Origin of the sequence: Devosia salina, from assembly GCF_019504385.1 — a bacterium.
GTDB lineage: Bacteria > Pseudomonadota > Alphaproteobacteria > Rhizobiales > Devosiaceae > Devosia > Devosia salina.
In genome coordinates this window covers 4,038,214-4,056,039 of the sequence record NZ_CP080590.1, presented here as the reverse complement: position 1 = coordinate 4,056,039, position 17,826 = coordinate 4,038,214, and the positions used below count along the sequence as shown (strand labels likewise).

General features: G+C 63.0%; 19 protein-coding genes. 11 read left to right on the top strand and 8 right to left on the bottom strand.

Translation table 11 applies throughout. The features are described from left to right. Positions 1–6 precede the first annotated feature (6 nt). Both ccmB and ccmA read right to left on the bottom strand, forming a co-directional pair. Positions 7–672 carry a heme exporter protein CcmB gene (ccmB, locus tag K1X15_RS19890; RefSeq protein WP_220305265.1) on the bottom strand — a complete coding sequence of 222 codons (666 nt, stop codon included), beginning with the start codon at positions 670–672 and terminating at the stop codon, positions 7–9. Further along, positions 669–1,295 carry a heme ABC exporter ATP-binding protein CcmA gene (gene ccmA, locus K1X15_RS19885; protein ID WP_220305264.1) on the bottom strand — a complete coding sequence of 209 codons (627 nt, stop codon included), beginning with the start codon at positions 1,293–1,295 and terminating at the stop codon, positions 669–671. The genes ccmB and ccmA overlap by 4 nt, the downstream gene beginning before the upstream one ends. A 160-nt stretch (positions 1,296–1,455) precedes the next feature. On the opposite strand from ccmA, the gene acnA reads away from it, so the two are divergent. The 3 genes from acnA (at position 1,456) to K1X15_RS19870 (ending at position 5,775) form a co-directional block, all read left to right on the top strand. Next, positions 1,456–4,140 carry an aconitate hydratase AcnA gene (acnA, locus tag K1X15_RS19880; protein ID WP_220305263.1) on the top strand — a complete coding sequence of 895 codons (2,685 nt, stop codon included), beginning with the start codon at positions 1,456–1,458 and terminating at the stop codon, positions 4,138–4,140. 218 nt (positions 4,141–4,358) lie between these two features. Then, a complete protein-coding gene (locus K1X15_RS19875; RefSeq protein ID WP_220305262.1) occupies positions 4,359–5,060 on the top strand; it encodes a DUF1223 domain-containing protein in 702 nt (233 codons plus the stop codon). A 331-nt stretch (positions 5,061–5,391) separates the two neighbouring features. Next, positions 5,392–5,775, top strand: coding sequence for a DUF2794 domain-containing protein (locus K1X15_RS19870; RefSeq protein ID WP_420828353.1), 384 nt, complete (start codon positions 5,392–5,394; stop codon positions 5,773–5,775). Between the two features lie 36 nt (positions 5,776–5,811). On the opposite strand, the gene K1X15_RS19865 is transcribed toward K1X15_RS19870, so the two are convergent. From K1X15_RS19865 to K1X15_RS19855, 3 genes are all read right to left on the bottom strand, one after another. Next, positions 5,812–6,282 (bottom strand): P-loop nucleotide/nucleoside kinase family protein, encoded by a 471-nt coding sequence (locus K1X15_RS19865; protein ID WP_240549580.1) that lies wholly within the window; start codon positions 6,280–6,282, stop codon positions 5,812–5,814. A gap of 4 nt (positions 6,283–6,286) precedes the next feature. Further along, positions 6,287–6,784: a GNAT family N-acetyltransferase gene (locus K1X15_RS19860; RefSeq protein WP_220305261.1), complete on the bottom strand. Its 498-nt coding sequence runs from the start codon at positions 6,782–6,784 to the stop codon at positions 6,287–6,289. A gap of 154 nt (positions 6,785–6,938) precedes the next feature. Next, the gene (locus K1X15_RS19855; protein ID WP_220305260.1) at positions 6,939–7,664 is read right to left on the bottom strand and encodes a Bax inhibitor-1/YccA family protein; all 726 of its coding nucleotides are present in this window, start codon (positions 7,662–7,664) and stop codon (positions 6,939–6,941) included. A 259-nt stretch (positions 7,665–7,923) separates the two neighbouring features. Between K1X15_RS19855 and thpR the strand changes: the two genes are divergently transcribed. The 6 genes from thpR (at position 7,924) to K1X15_RS19825 (ending at position 11,946) form a co-directional block, all read left to right on the top strand. After that, complete coding sequence (thpR, locus tag K1X15_RS19850; protein ID WP_220305259.1) at positions 7,924–8,463, top strand: RNA 2',3'-cyclic phosphodiesterase; 540 nt, start codon at positions 7,924–7,926, stop codon at positions 8,461–8,463. Between the two features lie 222 nt (positions 8,464–8,685). Further along, positions 8,686–9,207, top strand: coding sequence for an invasion associated locus B family protein (locus K1X15_RS19845; protein WP_220305258.1), 522 nt, complete (start codon positions 8,686–8,688; stop codon positions 9,205–9,207). An 87-nt stretch (positions 9,208–9,294) separates the two neighbouring features. Further along, positions 9,295–9,801: an invasion associated locus B family protein gene (locus tag K1X15_RS19840; protein ID WP_220305257.1), complete on the top strand. Its 507-nt coding sequence runs from the start codon at positions 9,295–9,297 to the stop codon at positions 9,799–9,801. Between the two features lie 222 nt (positions 9,802–10,023). After that, complete coding sequence (gene rlmN / locus K1X15_RS19835) at positions 10,024–11,232, top strand: dual-specificity RNA methyltransferase RlmN (RefSeq protein ID WP_220305256.1); 1,209 nt, start codon at positions 10,024–10,026, stop codon at positions 11,230–11,232. Positions 11,233–11,311: 79 nt separating this feature from the next. Then, positions 11,312–11,548 (top strand): type II toxin-antitoxin system Phd/YefM family antitoxin, encoded by a 237-nt coding sequence (locus tag K1X15_RS19830; protein WP_220305255.1) that lies wholly within the window; start codon positions 11,312–11,314, stop codon positions 11,546–11,548. Further along, positions 11,545–11,946, top strand: a complete 402-nt coding sequence (locus K1X15_RS19825) for a type II toxin-antitoxin system VapC family toxin (protein ID WP_220305254.1) — start codon at positions 11,545–11,547, stop codon at positions 11,944–11,946. The genes K1X15_RS19830 and K1X15_RS19825 overlap by 4 nt, the downstream gene beginning before the upstream one ends. Here the strand turns inward: K1X15_RS19825 and K1X15_RS19820 are convergent, their stop codons facing one another. The 3 genes from K1X15_RS19820 to K1X15_RS19810 form a co-directional block, all read right to left on the bottom strand. Beyond that, positions 11,947–12,795: a 23S rRNA (adenine(2030)-N(6))-methyltransferase RlmJ gene (locus tag K1X15_RS19820; protein ID WP_220305253.1), complete on the bottom strand. Its 849-nt coding sequence runs from the start codon at positions 12,793–12,795 to the stop codon at positions 11,947–11,949. It abuts the gene before it with no gap. 14 nt (positions 12,796–12,809) lie between these two features. Then, a complete protein-coding gene (locus tag K1X15_RS19815; RefSeq protein WP_240549579.1) occupies positions 12,810–13,487 on the bottom strand; it encodes a LysE family translocator in 678 nt (225 codons plus the stop codon). A 71-nt stretch (positions 13,488–13,558) separates the two neighbouring features. Then, positions 13,559–14,023: an Lrp/AsnC family transcriptional regulator gene (locus tag K1X15_RS19810; protein ID WP_220305252.1), complete on the bottom strand. Its 465-nt coding sequence runs from the start codon at positions 14,021–14,023 to the stop codon at positions 13,559–13,561. 126 nt (positions 14,024–14,149) lie between these two features. Between K1X15_RS19810 and K1X15_RS19805 the strand changes: the two genes are divergently transcribed. Together K1X15_RS19805 and K1X15_RS19800 are read left to right on the top strand one after the other, a co-directional pair. After that, on the top strand, positions 14,150–15,373 hold the full coding sequence (locus K1X15_RS19805; RefSeq protein WP_220305251.1) for an argininosuccinate synthase: 1,224 nt from the start codon (positions 14,150–14,152) through the stop codon (positions 15,371–15,373). Between the two features lie 135 nt (positions 15,374–15,508). Beyond that, a complete protein-coding gene (locus K1X15_RS19800) occupies positions 15,509–17,635 on the top strand; it encodes a putative bifunctional diguanylate cyclase/phosphodiesterase (protein WP_220305250.1) in 2,127 nt (708 codons plus the stop codon). Positions 17,636–17,826 lie beyond the last annotated feature (191 nt).

The window sequence follows — 17,826 nt, the reverse complement described above, 5'->3', positions numbered from 1 at the left end:
CGCGCTCTACTCTTCTCCCCAGACTATCGCAAGCGCGGCGACAAAGGGAGAGAGGGCCAGGGCCATGAGACTGAGTGCCGCAAGGAACAGCATTGCGGCGCTGGCCTGGTCGGGTCCGCCCAGCGGGGCAATGGCGCCGACGCCAAAGATCAGGACCGGGACCGAAAGCGGGGCAATCAGGATCGGGGCCAGCAACCCGCCGCGGCGCAGGGCCACCGTGACTGCTGCCCCGAAGGTGCCGAAAGCCGCCAGCGCCGGCGTGCCCAGTGCCAGGGAGAGCAAGGTGCGGCCCAACGTGGGCCCGTCCATGCCCAGGATCAGCGCCAGGAAGGGCGATGCCAGGATCAGCGGCAGGGCCGAGGTCAGCCAGTGCCCGATCACTTTTGCGGCAAGAATGGCCGCCAGCGGTGTGTCGGCCAGGCGGTAGAGTGCCAGCGTGCCGTCCTCGCGGTCGGGCCGCAGCAGGCGATCGAGACCAAGCAGCATGGCGAGAAAGGCGGCGATCCAGACGATGCCGGGGGCAATGCGCGCCAGCAGCGCCTTGTCGGGCCCCACGGCGAAGGGCACCATGGCGCCGACAATGATGAAGAACAGCACCAGGGTCAGCACCTCGCCGCCTCCGGCCAGGGCCAGGCGCAAATCCCGCCGCAACACGTTCCAGAACCCGTTCATGCCGCCCGCCCCAGGGTGAGCGTGTCCAGCCCATCAAGGCCGATTTCGTCATGGGTGGCGATGATGGCGAGGCCGCCCTGTGCCAGATGCTCGGCCAGGAGCCTGGCCAGGAGCGCATGGCCGTCCACGTCAAGCGCGGCGGTGGGTTCGTCGAGCAGCCAGAGGGGGCGGCTTGATACCAGCAGCCGCGCCAGGGCCAGCCGGCGCTGCTGGCCCGCCGAGAGATAGCCGGCATCGAGCCGGGCGGCCCGGGCCAGGCCGACCCTTTCGAGCGCCTCATGGGGTGGGAGACCGGTCGGACCATTGATGGCGGCCCAGAACGACAGCGTTTCGAGGACCGAAAGGCGCGCGCGCACGGCGTTTCGATGCCCGCAATGATGCAGGGCCGGTCCGTCTTCCGGATCGTGACCCTCGATGGCCACCGCCCCGGCGAGGGTCGGCAGCAGCCCGGCCAGGGTCAGCAGCAGGGTGGATTTGCCTGCGCCATTGGGGCCGCGCAGCAAGAGGCCATGCCCACCGGCAACAGAAAACGACAAATCGCTGAGCAACGCGGCGTCACCGCGGCCCACGGCAAGGCCCTCTGCCTTAAGACAAACTTGCGGAAAGACTTGCCTTTGCGTCATGGCCCCATCTCGTATTGGACCCATGGTCGTACTGGCAAGGGCTTTGGTGATTGACTATAAGCCCAGAGAGACTGGAGTCATTCCAGAAAAGCGCGGCATTTTCTCCGGCCCCATGCCCTGAGGAAGATGCGCCACAAGCAGCAAGAAGGGCGGAGCACAAGTGACCTCGATAGACAGCTTCAAATCAAAGTCGACGCTGACGGTCGGCGGCAAGACCTACACCTATTATTCGATCCTGGAAGCGGAGAAGAACGGCCTTGCCGGCGTATCCAAGCTTCCCGGTTCGATGAAGGTGGTGCTGGAAAACCTGCTGCGCTTCGAAGACAACCGCACGGTGACCAAGGCCGATATCGAGGCCATTGCCACCTGGCTGGTGACGCGCCAGTCCGACCATGAAATTTCCTATCGCCCGGCCCGCGTGCTGATGCAGGACTTCACCGGCGTGCCCGCCGTGGTGGATCTGGCGGCGATGCGCGATGCCACTGCCAAGCTCGGCGCCGATCCGCAGAAGATCAACCCGCTGGTGCCGGTGGACCTCGTTATCGACCACTCGGTCATGGTCGACAATTTCGGCACGCCGCTGGCCTTCAACCAGAATGTCGAGCTCGAATATGAGCGCAATGGCGAACGCTACGAATTCCTGCGCTGGGGCCAGTCGGCCTTCGACAATTTCCGCGTCGTCCCCCCCGGCACCGGCATCTGCCACCAGGTGAACCTGGAATATCTGGCCCAGACCGTCTGGACCAAGGACGAGAATGGCGAAACCGTCGCCTATCCCGACACGCTGGTCGGCACCGATTCACACACCACCATGGTCAATGGCCTGGCCGTTCTGGGCTGGGGCGTGGGCGGCATCGAGGCCGAGGCGGCCATGCTGGGCCAGCCGATCACCATGCTGATCCCAGAAGTCGTGGGCTTCAAGCTGACCGGCAAGATCAATGAAGGCATCACCGCCACGGACCTGGTGCTGACGGTCACCGAAATGCTGCGCAAGAAGGGCGTGGTCGGCAAGTTCGTCGAATTCTACGGCCCCGGCCTCGATCATCTCAGCCTCGAAGACCAGGCGACCATCGCCAATATGGCTCCCGAATACGGCGCCACCTGCGGCTATTTCCCGGTCGATGCCGATACACTGAAATTCCTCTCGACCACCGGCCGCGATGCCGACCGCGTGGCGCTGGTTGAGGCCTATTCCAAGGCCCAGGGCATGTTCCGCACCACCGACACGCCCGACCCGGTCTTTACCTCGACGCTCGAACTCGACCTTTCCACCGTCGTGCCCTCGCTCTCGGGCCCCAAGCGCCCGCAGGACCGCGTGGCCCTCAAGGACGTGACCCCGGCCTTCGCCAAGGCGCTGCCCGATCTGGCCGCCGGCCGCGACGAGATCGCTCCGGGCACGCAGTTCCCGGTCAAGGGCGAGGACTTCCAGGTTGGCGACGGCTCGGTCGTGATCGCCGCCATCACCTCGTGCACCAATACCTCGAACCCCTCGGTTCTGGTGGCCGCCGGTCTCGTCGCCCGCAAGGCGCGGGCGCTGGGCCTCGACAGCAAGCCCTGGGTCAAGACCTCGCTGGCGCCCGGATCGCAGGTGGTCACCGATTACCTGACCGCTGCGGGCCTGCAGGACGATCTCGACGCCATCGGCTTTAACCTGGTCGGTTATGGCTGCACGACCTGTATCGGCAATTCCGGCCCGCTGCCGCAGCCGATCTCGGATACGATCAACGAGCACAAGCTGGTCGCCGCCTCGGTGCTGTCGGGCAACCGCAATTTCGAAGGCCGCGTGAACCCGGACGTGCGGGCCAACTACCTGGCCTCGCCGCCGCTGGTGGTGGCCTATGCGCTGCTCGGCACGCTCAATGTCGATATCACCACCGAACCGCTGGGCACGGGCAAGGACGGCAAGCCGGTCTATTTGAAGGATGTCTGGCCCACCAATCACGAGATCGCCGAGATCGTGCGCCAGCACGTCAATGCCGACATGTTCCGCAAGCGCTATTCGGACGTGTTCAAGGGCGACCAGCACTGGCAGTCGATCGCCGTCGAAGGCGGCGAGACCTATGGCTGGAATTCGTCCTCCACCTATGTGCAGAACCCGCCCTATTTCGAGGACCTGACCATGGAGCCAAAGCCGGTGACCGATGTGGTCTCGGCCCGCGTCCTGGCGCTGTTCCTCGATTCGATTACCACCGACCACATCTCGCCTGCCGGTTCGTTCAAGGCGGCGACGCCGGCCGGCAAGTACCTCACCGAGCGCCAGGTGGCCCCGAAGGATTTCAACTCCTACGGTGCCCGCCGCGGCAATCACGAGGTGATGATGCGCGGCACCTTCGCCAATATCCGCATCAAGAACATGATGCTCGATGGCGTCGAAGGCGGCTTCACCAAGGGTCCCTCGGGCGAGCAGATGCCGATCTACGACGCGGCCATGGCCTATCAGAAGGCCGGCACGCCGCTGGTGATCTTCGCCGGCAAGGAATATGGCACCGGCTCCTCGCGTGACTGGGCAGCCAAGGGCACCAATCTCCTCGGCGTCAAGGCCGTGATCGCCCAGAGCTTTGAGCGTATCCACCGCTCGAACCTGGTCGGCATGGGCGTCATCCCGCTGCAGTTCAAGGATGGCGACAGCTGGCAGAGCCTGGGCCTCGACGGCACCGAGACCGTGGACATTGCCGGGGTCGAAAGCATCGAGCCGCGCGCCATGGTCAACGTCAAGATCACAAGGCCGAACGGCGAAGTGCTCAATGTCGAAACCCGCTGCCGCATCGATACGGCCAATGAGCTCGACTATTTCAAGAATGGCGGCATCCTGCACTATGTGCTGCGGAGCCTCGTGGCCGCGTAAGCAGCGCTCACATCCAAGGCATTTGCAGCGGCGGCCCCACGGGGCCGCCGTTGTTCTTTCGAGCCATGGTGCGGCCGGCGCGGAACAGATCGCGTCGTGCGACGCCCAGGCGGGGGACGAATCCGCTCTTTCACCCGCTTTTGACTAGGCAGCGGTCTTCATCACGGCTTACAAAAGCGCCCATGATTTTGTGCCGTTCTTCCAGGCTTATTGCCGGTGTGATCTTGGGACTGGGGCTGGCTGGCGCCGCTTCGGGCGAAAGCGTGCGGACTGGTCCGCGGGCCGTGGTGGAGCTGTTCACCAGCCAGGGCTGCTCGTCCTGCCCGCCCGCCGACGCGCTCCTGACCAGCCTCGCCGATCGGGACGATGTGGTGGCGCTGGCCTATCACGTCGACTATTGGGACTATATCGGCTGGGAAGACACCTTTGGCGACAAGGGCTTTTCCGATCGCCAGCGGGCCTATGCCAAGAGCTGGGGCTCGTCGCGCATCTTCACCCCGCAAATGGTGATCAACGGCGCCGAGGGCGTGGTCGGATCGCGGCGCGACGAGGTGCAGGATGCCGTCACCTCCGCCCAATTGCCGCTGGCCGTCACCCTGGCCGCAGAGGATGACATGCTCAAGCTGCGCGTGCCCGCCGACGCAGCCCTGGAGGATGCCACCATCTGGCTGGTTCGCTATCTCGACCGGGCCGACGTCGCCATCGACAAGGGCGAGAATGCGGGAAAGTCCATGGTCTATACCCAGGTGGTGGTCGACCGTCAGGTGGTGGGCATCTGGGAGGCCGATGCCGGCGCCGAGATCAAGCTGCCGCTCGACCAGTTCCAGAACGAGGACAATGGCGGCCTTGCCGTTCTGGTGCAGCAGGAACGCAATGGGCTGCCCGGTCCCATCCTGGGCGCCGCTACCTATCGCTTCTGATCGCCTGTCCCGGAACAAGAAAACGCCCGCTCCGGGGGCATGGAGCGGGCGCGACTGACCTTGGTCAACTCAAATAAGGGGCGGCTGGCAGTCGGGCCTACTGGTTTGGGGGCTCGTCGGCCTTCCTGCCAGCCACTGGAGGCAATGGTTGAACACTGGTTGCGCAATTGGGCGCGCAAATGGACAAATCATGGCCGAATTGGGGTATTTCGTGCCCCTTGCCAAGGCGGGCAAATGCGCCGATCATGACACTTGTATGGCGCTTCCGAACCGCAGGGCTGGCGACATTTTTGCGGGAAGCGCCTTGGTGAAGACAGGGCGTTGAGGCGGCGTGCAGGGTCCTCCTGACGAAAATCGAAGCAATCTGGCGCTGGTGCATGTGGGCGAACCCGCTGCGCAGCCCAGCCGGCCCGCGCAACCGATCGTGGCCTTCGAGCGCAAGGAGCTCATGCAGATCCTGTCGGTCTATGGCCGCAAGGTCGCCTCTGGCGAGTGGCGCGACTACGCCATGGATTTCCTCAAGGACCGGGCGCTGTTCTCCATCTATGCCCGCGTGTCCGAGCGGCCGCTCTTCGTGGTCGAGAAGAACCCAAAGCTGCGCAACCGCCAGGGCCAATACATGGTCACCAACCAGCAGGGCCGCATCCTCAAGCGCGGCCATGACCTGGCGCAGGTGCTGCGCGTGCTCGACCCGGACCTGATGGTGGTGGGTTAGCCGCCTTCCGGCTGTCGCCGGCTTGCGGCCCAGGCCCTAGCCACCGAACCGTCCCTCCAGTTCATCGGCATCGGGCGCTTCGAATACCCGGGCCCAATTGCGCAGGACTTCGATGGGGATCACGAAATGACCCCCCTCATCCTGGTTGCGCGCGGCAACGCGCCGCTCCAGTTCGTCCAGCGGGACGTCATCGAACCTGATCTGGCAGGTGGCGCCAAGCGCAGCGGCCCTGGCCGCAAAGTCGGCCCGTTCGGCGCGCGTCCAGAAACCGAAATCGAGGATGACATCGCCGCCGCATTGAAGGATATGGGCGGCGATCTCCCACATGATCGCCTCGATTTCATCGTGCCGCCGGTCATGGTCGGGATGGTGCATGTCGTCGTCGAAAAGCCGGGTCTGCCATTCATCCGGCGTGAGCCGCAGCGCCCCGGTCCTCGCCGCCAGCGCCCTGGCCCGGGTGGTCTTGCCGGAGCCGGGCAGGCCGACCATCAGGGTCAGTACCGGCACCGGTTCACAGCGCCTTCTGCAGGTGCACGATGTCGTGCCAGCGGTCGAACTTGAAGCCGACCCCGGTATAGTAGCCGACCCGCTCGAAGCCGAATTTTTCGTGGATGGCGATGGAGTTCGCCGTGTCGGCGGTGATCACCGCCAGCATCTGCCTGAAGCCGAAGGCTTTCGAGCGGGCCAGCAATTCGGTCAGCATCAGCCGCCCCAGGCCGCGGCCGGTCTCGTTGGGGTCGAGATAGATCGAATCCTCGCAGGTGAAGCGATAGGCCGCGCGGGGGCGATAGAAGCTCGCATAGGCATAGCCGACGACCTGGCCGGCCCGTTCGGCGATGATCAGCGGGTGCCCGAGCCTTTTAAGGCCCGCATATTTCTCCGCGATTGCCTCTTCGCCCGGCGCTTCGGTGTCGAAGGTGATGGCGGTGTTGTCCACATAGTGACGGTAGATCGCGGTGATGGCGGGGACGTCGGACCAGGAAAAGGGACGCAGGAGATAATCGGACATGGCGAGAGCGTTTCCAGCAAAAGTGGCAACGGTTTTGCGGTTCGGAAACGCGGCAAAACGTGGGCAAAAAGAAAGGACCGCAGCCCTTGTAAGCTGCGGTCCCTTTTTTCGTCCAACCAAATTCCTTGATCGTGCGATCAAGGAAGGCGTTCATTTACTCGCGATTGCCGAACAGGCGGAGCAGCATCATGAACAGGTTGATGAAGTCGAGGTAGAGCGAGAGGGCGCCCATGATGGCGTTCTTGGCCATCACGTCGGCACCATAATGCTCGGAATAGCTTTCCTTGATCTTCTGGGTGTCATAGGCGGTGAGACCGGTGAAGATCAGCACGCCCAGGACCGAGATCGCGAAGTCGAGCATGGACGAGGCCATGAAGATGTTCACGATCGAGGCGATGATGATGCCGATCAGGCCCATCATCAGGAAGTTGCCCATGCCGGTCAGGTCGCGCTTGGTGGTGTAGCCGTAAAGGCTCATCGCGCCGAAGGTGGCGGCAGTGATGAAGAACACCTTGGCGATCGAGGCGCCGGTATAGACCAGGAAGATGGACGACAGCGACAGGCCCATCACGGCCGCGAAGGCCCAGAAGACGCCCTGGGCCGCGCCCACGGAAAGCTTGTTGATGCCGAAGCTCAGCACCAGCACGAAGGCCAGCGGCGAGAGCATGATCACCCAGGACAGCGGGCTGGTGTAAAGCAGCTCGGCATTGGCCTGGCTCGACATGGCCCACTGGCTGGTGAAATAGGCGACGACGCCCGTTACCACCAGGCCGAGGCCCATATAGTTGTAGACACGCAGCATATAGCTGCGAAGGCCCTCGTCGATGGCCAAGGCCGAGCCGGCCCGCGCACCGAGGGTCTGACGGTCATATTCAGCCATTCTTTGGTTCCCTTTCCCAAATAGACTTGCGGTCTTGTCACCGCCGGGGGCAATTGGCGTTGCCACTTGGCGAGGAATATGGGGACCCATCCCCGGATTGACAAGGACAATCGGGCCCCCTGCGACACCGGGTCTGGTCCGATAAAGCGTTTGTGTTAGGGTCAGGCACGCGAATCGTGCGGACTTGCGCATCGCGCGGAAAAGTGGAACCCGGTTTTCCGCCCAGGTGATGCGGCAACAAATGCCAGGGAGGGACGCCATGCCCCGGCTCTTTACCGGTCTCGAAATTCCCGCCGATGTGGGTTTTGCCCTCTCGCTCAAGCGGGGCGGATTAAGCGGCGCGCGCTGGATCGATCCCGAGAACTACCACATCACCCTCAGGTTCATCGGCGATGTGGATGGCAATACGGCCGACGAGGTCGCCGACAGTCTCGACCGGCTGTCGAACTCTCTGCAGTTTCCCATTCGGCTGACGCATCTGGGCAGCTTTGGCGGCGACAAGCCGCGGGCGCTCTATGCCGGGGTGGAACCGTCGGAGATGCTGAACCGGCTGCAGGCGGCGCATGAGCGGGTGCTGCAGCGTGCCGGCCTGCCGCCCGAAGGTCGCAAATTCGTGCCGCATGTATCGCTGGCACGATTGCGCGGCACCGCCGCCGAGGAGCTCGCCCGGTTCATGGCGGAATCGGCGCGCTTCGAACCGCTGACCTTCGTGCCGGCCCGCTTCGTGCTGTTCTCCAGCCGCGATTCGGTGGGGGGCGGGCCCTATCTGGTGGAGCAGAGCTATCCGCTTGCGGCCTGATCACACCCTTGTTAGGCGCAGCTTAACCCTTTCCCGACCACATCGGGCTCTGCGTGGGCAAGGTGCCGCATTCCCGCCGCCTTTGCCTTTCATTTGAAGCAAAAGCCCGGATATCAGCGGTGGGGAGAAGTCGGGTTTTGACACCTTGGTAACCATGTTCGGGGCACACTGACCGGGCAGGACGCCCCACGAACGGCAGCAAGACAAGAGGAAGAATTGGCGATGACGACGAAAACCGGTGGCCTTGCACTCGGGCTCGCGGTCGCGGCAGTCATGGCACTGGCGCCCGCCGCGCAGGCGCAGGAGGCCACGGAGCTGGGCACGTTCAACGCCTGGTCCGCCTATACGGCGACCGACCAGAGCGGGCAGCTTTGCTTCATCATTGGCGAGCCGCAGCAGAGCGAACCCAGCGGGGTCAACCGCGACCCGGTCAAGTTCCTGATCGTGCACCGCAAGGGCATGGGCTCGAAGAACGAGGTGCAGACCCAGATCGGCTATCCCTACAACACCACCGACGCCAAGGCATCGGCGGCCGTGGACGGGAAGAGCTATGTCATGGCGGCGCGCGGCTCCACGGCCTGGCTGGCATCGAGCAGCGATGAGCCCGGTTTTGTTGCCGCTTTCAAGGCCGGCAGCCAGATGGTGGTGCGCGGCACCAGCCAGCGTGGAACCAATACGGTCGACACTTATTCCCTTTCGGGCGCTACCGCGGCGATGAATGCCATCGACGCCGCCTGCCAGTAGGGGCTTGCTCCGGCCGCCTGAACATCTGTAACTGGGCGCCGGGGATCAGCAGCCCCGCGCCCCGTTCTGCCAAGAGAACCAGACTTGATGATCCGTATTTCAGCCCTGCCGCTTGCGTCCCTCCTGATCCTGGCCGCTCTTGCGCCGGCCCAGGCCCAGTCGGCGCGGGTGCTCGGTGATTTTCGCGACTGGTCGAGTTATGCGGCCGATGATGGCAGCGGCACGGTCTGCTTTGCCATGACCAAGCCCAAGACCACCGAACCGACGCCCGACGGCTATGGTCAGGCCTATCTCTACATCACCAATCGCCCCGGCGAGGACGTGGTGAACGAGTTCAATGTCGTGGCCGGCTATACCTTCCAGACCGGTTCCACCGCCACGGCCAGCGTGGGCGGGCAGGATTTTGCCCTCTTCACCCAGAACGATGCGGCCTGGCTCGATGACAGTGCGCAGGCGGCCAATCTGGCCGCCGCCATTCGCGCCGGCTCGAGCATTTCCATCACCGGGACATCGGCGACCGGCTCGCGGATCGTGCAGTCCTATTCGCTCTCGGGCGCCACCGCGGCGCAGCAGGCGATCGGGGCCGAGTGCTGATTTTTCAACATTCTCGGTTCCGTCCTCGGGCTTGACCCGAGGACCACTTGAGATTTGCGCCGGCGGGATTTGGCCCTCGGATCACGTCCGAGGGCGGCGCGGTGTCTTGGACCGTCCCGCATCCACCGCCGACCTGCCTCCCGCCGGTGTGACTTTGCCAAGTTCCCGCACCTGTGCTACACGCGCGCACTTCCCGCATTTCCGGAACCCGATGTGCCTGCCATGAGCATTGCGCTGAACCTTGACCATTCGACCGCCATCCGCCCGGCCTCCGCCGCGCGGCCGAGCCTGATCGGCCTTTCCAAGGCCGGGCTGGCCGAGGAGCTGGTCAGCCATGAGGTCGTCTCGGAAAAGGAAGGGCGCATGCGCGCCTCCCAGCTCTGGAACTGGCTCTATGTGAACGGCGTCACCGATTTCGACCGCATGACCAATGTGGCCAAGCCGGTGCGTCAGAAACTTGCCGACACCTTCAATCTCGATCGCCCCGAGATCGTCACCGAGCAGGTGTCGGTGGATGGCACGCGCAAATGGCTGTTCCGCTTCCGCGATCCGGCCAATCCCAACATGCCGGCGGTGGAAGTCGAAACCGTCTATATCCCGGAGAGTGATCGCGGGACGCTTTGCGTCTCGTCCCAGGTGGGCTGCACGCTGACCTGTTCGTTCTGCCATACCGGCACGCAGAAGCTGGTCCGCAACCTCACCGCCGGGGAAATCCTTGGCCAGATCCTGATGGCGCGCGAACGTCTCGGCGACTTTCCAGGTGGCTCGCGCCCCGATGACGGCGGGCTGGTGCCGGGCGGGGAAACCCGCGCCATCACCAATATCGTGGTGATGGGCATGGGCGAGCCGCTCTATAATTACGACAACGTCAAGCAGGCGCTGCTCATCGCCTCGGCCGGCGATGGCATGTCCATTTCCAAGCGGCGCATCACGCTCTCGACCTCGGGCGTCGTGCCCTATATCGAGCCGACCGGCCGCGAGATCGATGTCATGCTGGCCATTTCGCTCCACGCCGTGCGCGACGAATTGCGCGACGTTCTGGTGCCGATCAACAAGAAATGGCCGCTCAAGGAATTGCTCGAGGCCTGCAAGAACTATCCGGGCCTCTCCAATGCCCGCCGCATCACCTTCGAATATGTGATGCTCGACGGCATCAACGATTCGGACGCCGAGGCACGCGAACTGGTGCGGCTGCTGGCCGGCATTCCCGCCAAGATCAACCTCATCCCGTTCAACCCCTGGCCCGGTTCGAACTATGGCACTTCGCCGTCTTCGCGCATCGAACGCTTCGCCGACATCGTCAACAAGGCCGGCTATGCCTCGCCCGTCCGCACCCCGCGCGGCCGCGACATCTTCGCCGCCTGCGGCCAATTGAAGAGCGAAAGCGAACGGATCAGCAAGAAAGACCGCGACGCGCTCCTGGCGCTGTGATCGAGCCCAACAGGGCGGCGGGACGAGGCGATCTGGCGGTTGCCGGTCCTCTGCGCTATGTTGAGTGTATGGAGGCAACATGAAAGTTTCCGTACAGACCGCCCGGGACGAGCTTTCCGATCTCATCGACGCGGCCTTGTCTGGTGAGGAAGTCATCATTGACAAGGCTGACGGTACAGCCGTGCGAATGGTTCCTGTTACCTCACCTTCCAAGCGCGAATTCAAGTTTGGTCTGCTGAAGCACCTAGGTCCGGGCCCGGATTTCTTCGAACCTATGAGTGAAGAAGATCTCGCAGCGTGGGAAGGCGCGGCTTGAGCCACATTCTGCTCGACACCCATGTGTGGGCTTGGTCCCTCGCGGGTCCCGATAAGTTGCCCGCCGGGGCCGTAGCGGCAATTGGCGCTGCTGAGACAGTGTCTGTCAGCGCCATAAGCTTCTACGAGATTGGGCAGAAAGTTAGGCTGGGCAAGTGGCCGCAGATGCAGCCATATCTCTATGAATTGTTGGATATCGCAGAGCAGCAAGGGGTGACACTGTTGCCCGTTTCACCAACAATCTGTACAGCGGCGGCGGAGTTTCCTTGGGATCATCGTGATCCGTTTGACAGAATAATTGCGGCATCGGCAATAGTTGGCCGCTTGGAGCTAGTTTCGGCCGATAGCGCTTTTGACGCGTTTGAAGGTAATGATTTCTGGCTCGGCCGCGTCTGGTAGCTACTCCCCCGCCACCCAGTCCACGCTCCACTTGCCGCGCCCCTCATCGCTCAGCAATTCTGCCAAAAACGGCAGGAGCACCCGCATTTCCTGCTCCAGCACAAAAGGCGGATTGACGACGACCATGCCGGTGCCATGCAGGCGCGGCGGCTCGGAGGGTTGGCGGATGGTCAGCTCGATCCGCAGGATCTTGGGAATGCCTGTCGCCTTGAGGGCCTTTGCATAGGCGTCCACCTCGCCCGGCTCCTTGATCGGATACCAATAGGCATAGGTGCCGCCGGGCCAGCGCTTGTGCCCTTTTTCAAGGCTTTGCACCATGCGTGAAAACTCGCCCTTGTCCTCGAAGGGCGGATCGACCAGCACCAGGCCGCGCTTTTCCTTGGGCGGCAAATGGGTGCCAAAAATGTCCCAGGCGTCGAGTTGGGTTATTCTGGTCTGGAAGTCGCCGGCGAAGTTTTGCCGGAGGCGGTCTGCATCGATCGGGTGCAGTTCAAAGCCCATCAGCCGGTCCTGCGGTCGCAGCATGTGCCGGGTGATGAAGGGCGAACCGGGATAATAGCGCAGCGCCCCATCCGGGTTCTGCGCCCTGACGGCGTCGAGATAGGGCGTCAGCAGCTCGGCCACGTCATCGGGAAGTTTCACGTGAATCAGCCGGCCGATGCCGTCCTGCCATTCGCCGGTCTTTTCCGCCTGGTCCCCGAAAAGGTCGTAGAGCCCCAGGCCAGCATGGGTGTCGATCACCCGGAAGGCGGCGTCCTTCTTCATGAGGTAGGCGAGAATGCGCGTGAGGATGGTGTGCTTGACCACATCGGCGAAATTGCCGGCGTGAAAGGCGTGCCTGTAATTCATGCCACCGGGTCCAGCTAGTGCCGCGCCTGGGCTGTCAGGATGGTCGCCGCAAAGGCGGTGAAGATGGCGGCAAAGCTCCAGTTGAGCGCCCGCTCCACCCATTTGGAAGCGCGGAACAGGGCCGCCAGTCTCTCGGCCGCCAGCACCGTCACCACCCCGAGCGGGATGGACAGCGCCACGAATTCGAGCCCGAGGAAGATCAGCTTGCCGGTGGCGCCGGGGTCGTGGGCATCGACGAACTGGGGCAGAAAGGTCACGAAGAACAGCACGACCTTGGGATTGAGCAGGTTGATGCCGATGCCGGTCATGAAGCTCTGCTTGACCGTCGGGGGTTTGCGCGCGGCCTCGGCGAGGCGCAGCCCGCCGCCATGGAACACGGCCTGATAGGCGAGATAGAGCAGATAGACCGCCCCGGCGATCTTGAGCGCCAGGAACAGCGGTGGCGCGGCAATGATCAGGATGGAAATACCGAAGGCAACCAGCATGGTATGGACGAGAATGCCCGCCATGGCCCCGAACATGGCGGCCAGCCCATGCGCCCGGCCGTAATTGATGGCGCGGCTCATCTGCAGGGCCATGTCCGGCCCCGGCGTGATGGCGAGGACAATCGTGGCCAGCGCGAAGGCAAGGATGACGGGCAGGTCGGGGAGGAAAGCGGGCATGGCGGTCTCGAAGCGATTGGCCCGAACCATCGCATTTTTCGTGCGGCGGGGGTAGGGCGTTCAGAAGCGGCCGAAATCCGTTCATCCGAGGGGTCCAGGCCCTAGACCGGCAACTCCCGCCCGGCCTTGATCGTTTCCATGGGCACATCGGTCTTGACCGACTGCACCGATGGAATACGCATCAGATGATCGGATTGGAACCGCCAATAAGCGTGCAGGTCGGTGGTGACTACGCGCAGGATCGCATCGCACTCCCCGGTGGTCAGGTAGCATTCGATGACCTCGGGATAATTGCGCACCGTTTCAGCAAACTGATTGGTGGTTTCGGCATGCTGGGTCTTGAACCAGATGCGGGCAAAGACCGTGAGGCCCAGCCCGAGCTTGGGCCCGTTGAGCACCGCAACGTATTGGTCAATAACGCCCTTTTCCTCGAGCAGTTTGACGCGCCTCAAACAGGGCGAGGGCGACAGGCCCACGGCATTGGCCAGTTCGACATTGGACATGCGGCCATTGCGCTGCAATGCTCGCAAAATCCGGCGATCGATCGCGTCCAGCGTTTCTGGCATTTTTGGTCCTAGGACGAAGTCACGTTGGCAGATTGTGCTACTAGGTGGCAAAATCCTGCGATGATCGCAACAGAATTGCGTGAAGAGTGGCGTATCGTGGCAGCATCAAACTTGAGACGGACTTCCATGGGACAAGACATCAAGAAGGTCGTGCTGGCCTATTCGGGCGGGCTCGACACCTCCATCATCCTGAAATGGCTGCAGGAAACCTATGATTGCGAAGTGGTGACCTTCACCGCCGACCTTGGCCAGGGCGAAGAGCTCGAGCCGGCGCGCAAGAAGGCCGAGATGTTCGGCATCAAGGACATCCGCATCGAAGACCTGCGTGAGGAATTCGTGCGCGACTTCGTCTTCCCCATGTTCCGCGCCAATACGGTTTATGAAGGCCAGTATCTGCTCGGCACCTCCATTGCCCGGCCGCTGATTTCCAAGCGCTTGGTTGAAATCGCCCAGGAAACTGGCGCCGACGCCATTTCCCATGGCGCCACCGGCAAGGGCAATGACCAGGTCCGGTTCGAATTGACCGCCAATGCGCTCGATCCCTCGATCAAGGTGATCGCACCCTGGCGCGAATGGGATCTCAGGAGCCGTACGGCACTGCTCAGCTATGCCGAAAAGAACCAGATTCCGATCGCCAAGGACAAGCGCGGCGAAGCGCCGTTCTCGGTCGATGCCAATCTCCTGCACACTTCCTCCGAAGGCATGGTTCTGGAAGATCCCGGCGTGCCCTTCCCCGATTATGTGCCGCAACGCACTGTCGATCCCGAAAAGGCGCCAAACGAGCCCGAAATCATCACCATCGGCTACGAGAAGGGCGATCCGGTCTCGATCAATGGCGAAAAGCTGTCGCCGGCGGCCCTGCTCACCCGGCTCAACGCGCTGGGCGGCAAGCATGGCGTTGGCCGGCTCGACCTCGTTGAAAACCGCTTTGTCGGCATGAAGTCCCGCGGGCTTTATGAAACCCCCGGCGGCACCATCATGCTGGTGGCGCACCGTGGCATTGAATCGATCACGCTTGATCGCGGTGAAGCCCATCTCAAGGATGAGCTCATGCCCAAATATGCCGAGCTCATCTACAACGGCTTCTGGTTCTCGCCCGAGCGCGAAATGCTGCAGGCCCTGATCGACAAGAGCCAGACCTATGTCACCGGCGAAGTGACCGTCAAACTCTACAAGGGTTCGGCGACCGTGATCGCCCGCACCTCGCCCCATTCGCTCTATTCGATGGACCTGGTGACCTTTGAAGAGGGCGCGGTGGCCTATGACCACAAGGACGCCGAGGGCTTCATCCGCCTCAATGGCCTGAGGCTCAAGACCTGGGCGGCGCGCAACGCCAAGGCACGGGGCTGACACATCCAGACTGGCGGGACTGTCTTCCCGCCAGTTCACCTTTTTCATGTGAACGTCGCGATTTAATCCCGCGTTAAGCCCGTCTCATTACCGTTCGCGCAGCGTCGGGGATTGGCTTTTGGACTGGGGGGTTCGATGCGCTCGGAAGACGCCACAAATCTAGGGGAAGTGGCCGAAAAGCTGCTGCTCGATGCAGCGCTGGAAAGCATTCCCTATGGCTTTTGCGTCTGGTCGCCCCAGTTCCGCCTGTTGATGTGGAACAAGCATTATCGCGATTTTTATGGTTTCTCCCAGGAAGCGATCCACCGCGGCATGACGCTGGAGGATGTGGTGCATCTCTCGGCGCGGCTGGGCAATCATCCCGGCCAGAGCCCCGAACAGTTCTACGAGCACTATACGAGCGAGCTGCTGGCCAATCGCAGTGGCGCGCGCCACAAGGCGCAGGAAGTGGTGCATGGCGGCCGTATCATCGAGACGGCCCATGTCTATTCCGAGCAATTGGGCTGGGTGGTCACCCATGAGGACATTACCGACGAGATTGCCCGGTCCGAAAGCCAGCAGAAGCGCAAGCTCGAGCTGGAGCGCCAGAACATCCGGCTCGATGCGGCGGTCAACAATATCTCGATCGGCCTGTGCATGATGGATGCACGCGGCCGGCTGGTCATCTGCAACGAGCCCTATGCCCGCATCTACAACCTGCCTATCGAATTGCTGAAACCGGGCAGCCAGCTCGAGGATATCCTGGCGCATCTGTTTGACGAGGGCATGTCCACCGGCGGCACCAAGGAGGAATATATTGCCTGGCGCCGCGAGGTCATTTCACGCCGCGAATATGGCAAGAACATCCACGAGCTCAATGGCCGCACCATCCTGATGCAGCACCATCCGATGAAGGATGGCGGCTGGGTCTCGACCCATGAGGATATTACCGAGCAGCGCCAGGCCGAGGCGCGCATCCAGCACCTGGCGCGCCATGACGCCTTGACCGACCTGCCCAACCGCATCGAGTTCCTCGAGCAGATGGCGCGGGCCGAGGCCGGTCTCAAGCGCGGTGAAATGGCCGCCGTGCTCTATATCGACCTGGATCATTTCAAGGCGGTCAATGACACGCTGGGCCATGCCGTGGGCGACGAGGTGATCAAGCAGGCCGCGGTCCGCCTCTGGGGCACGACCCGCGAAACCGATCTCCTGGCCCGGCTGGGCGGCGATGAATTCGCGCTGCTCCTGCGGCCCATCGACGGCATCGACATGGCCGCCAAGGTGGCCGATCGCATCGTCAAGGCGATGCGGGCGCCGATGAATATCGGTGGCCAGCAGATCGAGATCGGCGCCTCGGTCGGCATTGCCGTGGGGCCGGGCGATGGCATCACCACCGATCAATTGGTCAAGAATGCCGATCTGGCGCTCTACAAGGCCAAGTCCGAAGGGCGTTCGACCTATCATTTCTTCGAAACGGGCATGGATGCGGAATTGCAGCAGCGCCGCTCGATCGAGGCGGGCCTCAGGCTCGCCATGCAGCGCGAGGAAATGCGGCTGATGTTCCAGCCGCTGCTGGGGCTCGACGAAAACCGCGTCACCTGCGTCGAGGCGCTGTTGCGCTGGGACCATGACGATCGCACCGTCTCGCCGGTCGAATTCATCCCGGTGGCCGAGGAGACCGGGTTGATCGTGCCCATTGGCGAGTGGGTGCTGCATGAGGCCTGCAAGGCGGCGTCGGCCTGGCCGGGCGATGTGCGCGTGGCGGTCAATCTCTCGCCGGTGCAGTTCCGCCACAAGGACCTGGTGGCCCAGGTCAAGGCCGCCCTGAGCGAGGCCGGGCTCGAGCCGACCCGGCTGGAGCTGGAAATCACCGAAAGCCTGCTGCTCAATGACAGCGAGAATACTCTCGCAGCCCTCCACGAATTGCGCGGCATGGGCGTGCGCATTTCGATGGACGATTTCGGTACGGGCTATTCCTCGCTGAGCTATCTCAGGAGCTTCCCCTTCGACAAGATCAAGATCGACAGATCCTTCATGGCCGATGTCACCACGAGGGCGGATAGCCAGGCCATCATCCAGGCGGTGATCGGCCTGGGCAAATCCCTTGGAATGTCGACCACCGCCGAGGGTATCGAAACCGAGGAGCAATTGGCCATGGTGCGGGCCCAGGGGGTGTCGGAGGTGCAGGGCTTCCTGTTCTCGCCGCCCCTCCAGCCCGCCGCATTGGCCAATCTGCTGCATTCGGAAGCGGTCAAGGCGCAGGCCCGCAAAAAGGCTTCCTAGCCGTTCCGGCGAAGAAAGCCGCCCATGCCGGGTGCTCTGGAGCCGGGCCGGCTTCGCTTCGCATCGCACCCCTGCGTCTGCCGCCCTTGTGAAATTGGCCCTCTTGCTATATGCAGCGCGCGACAAGGCCGGGCCTCTTCCCAATTTGGCGTCGGCACATTCATACCGCATGGTCCGTTTCTGACCGCCCC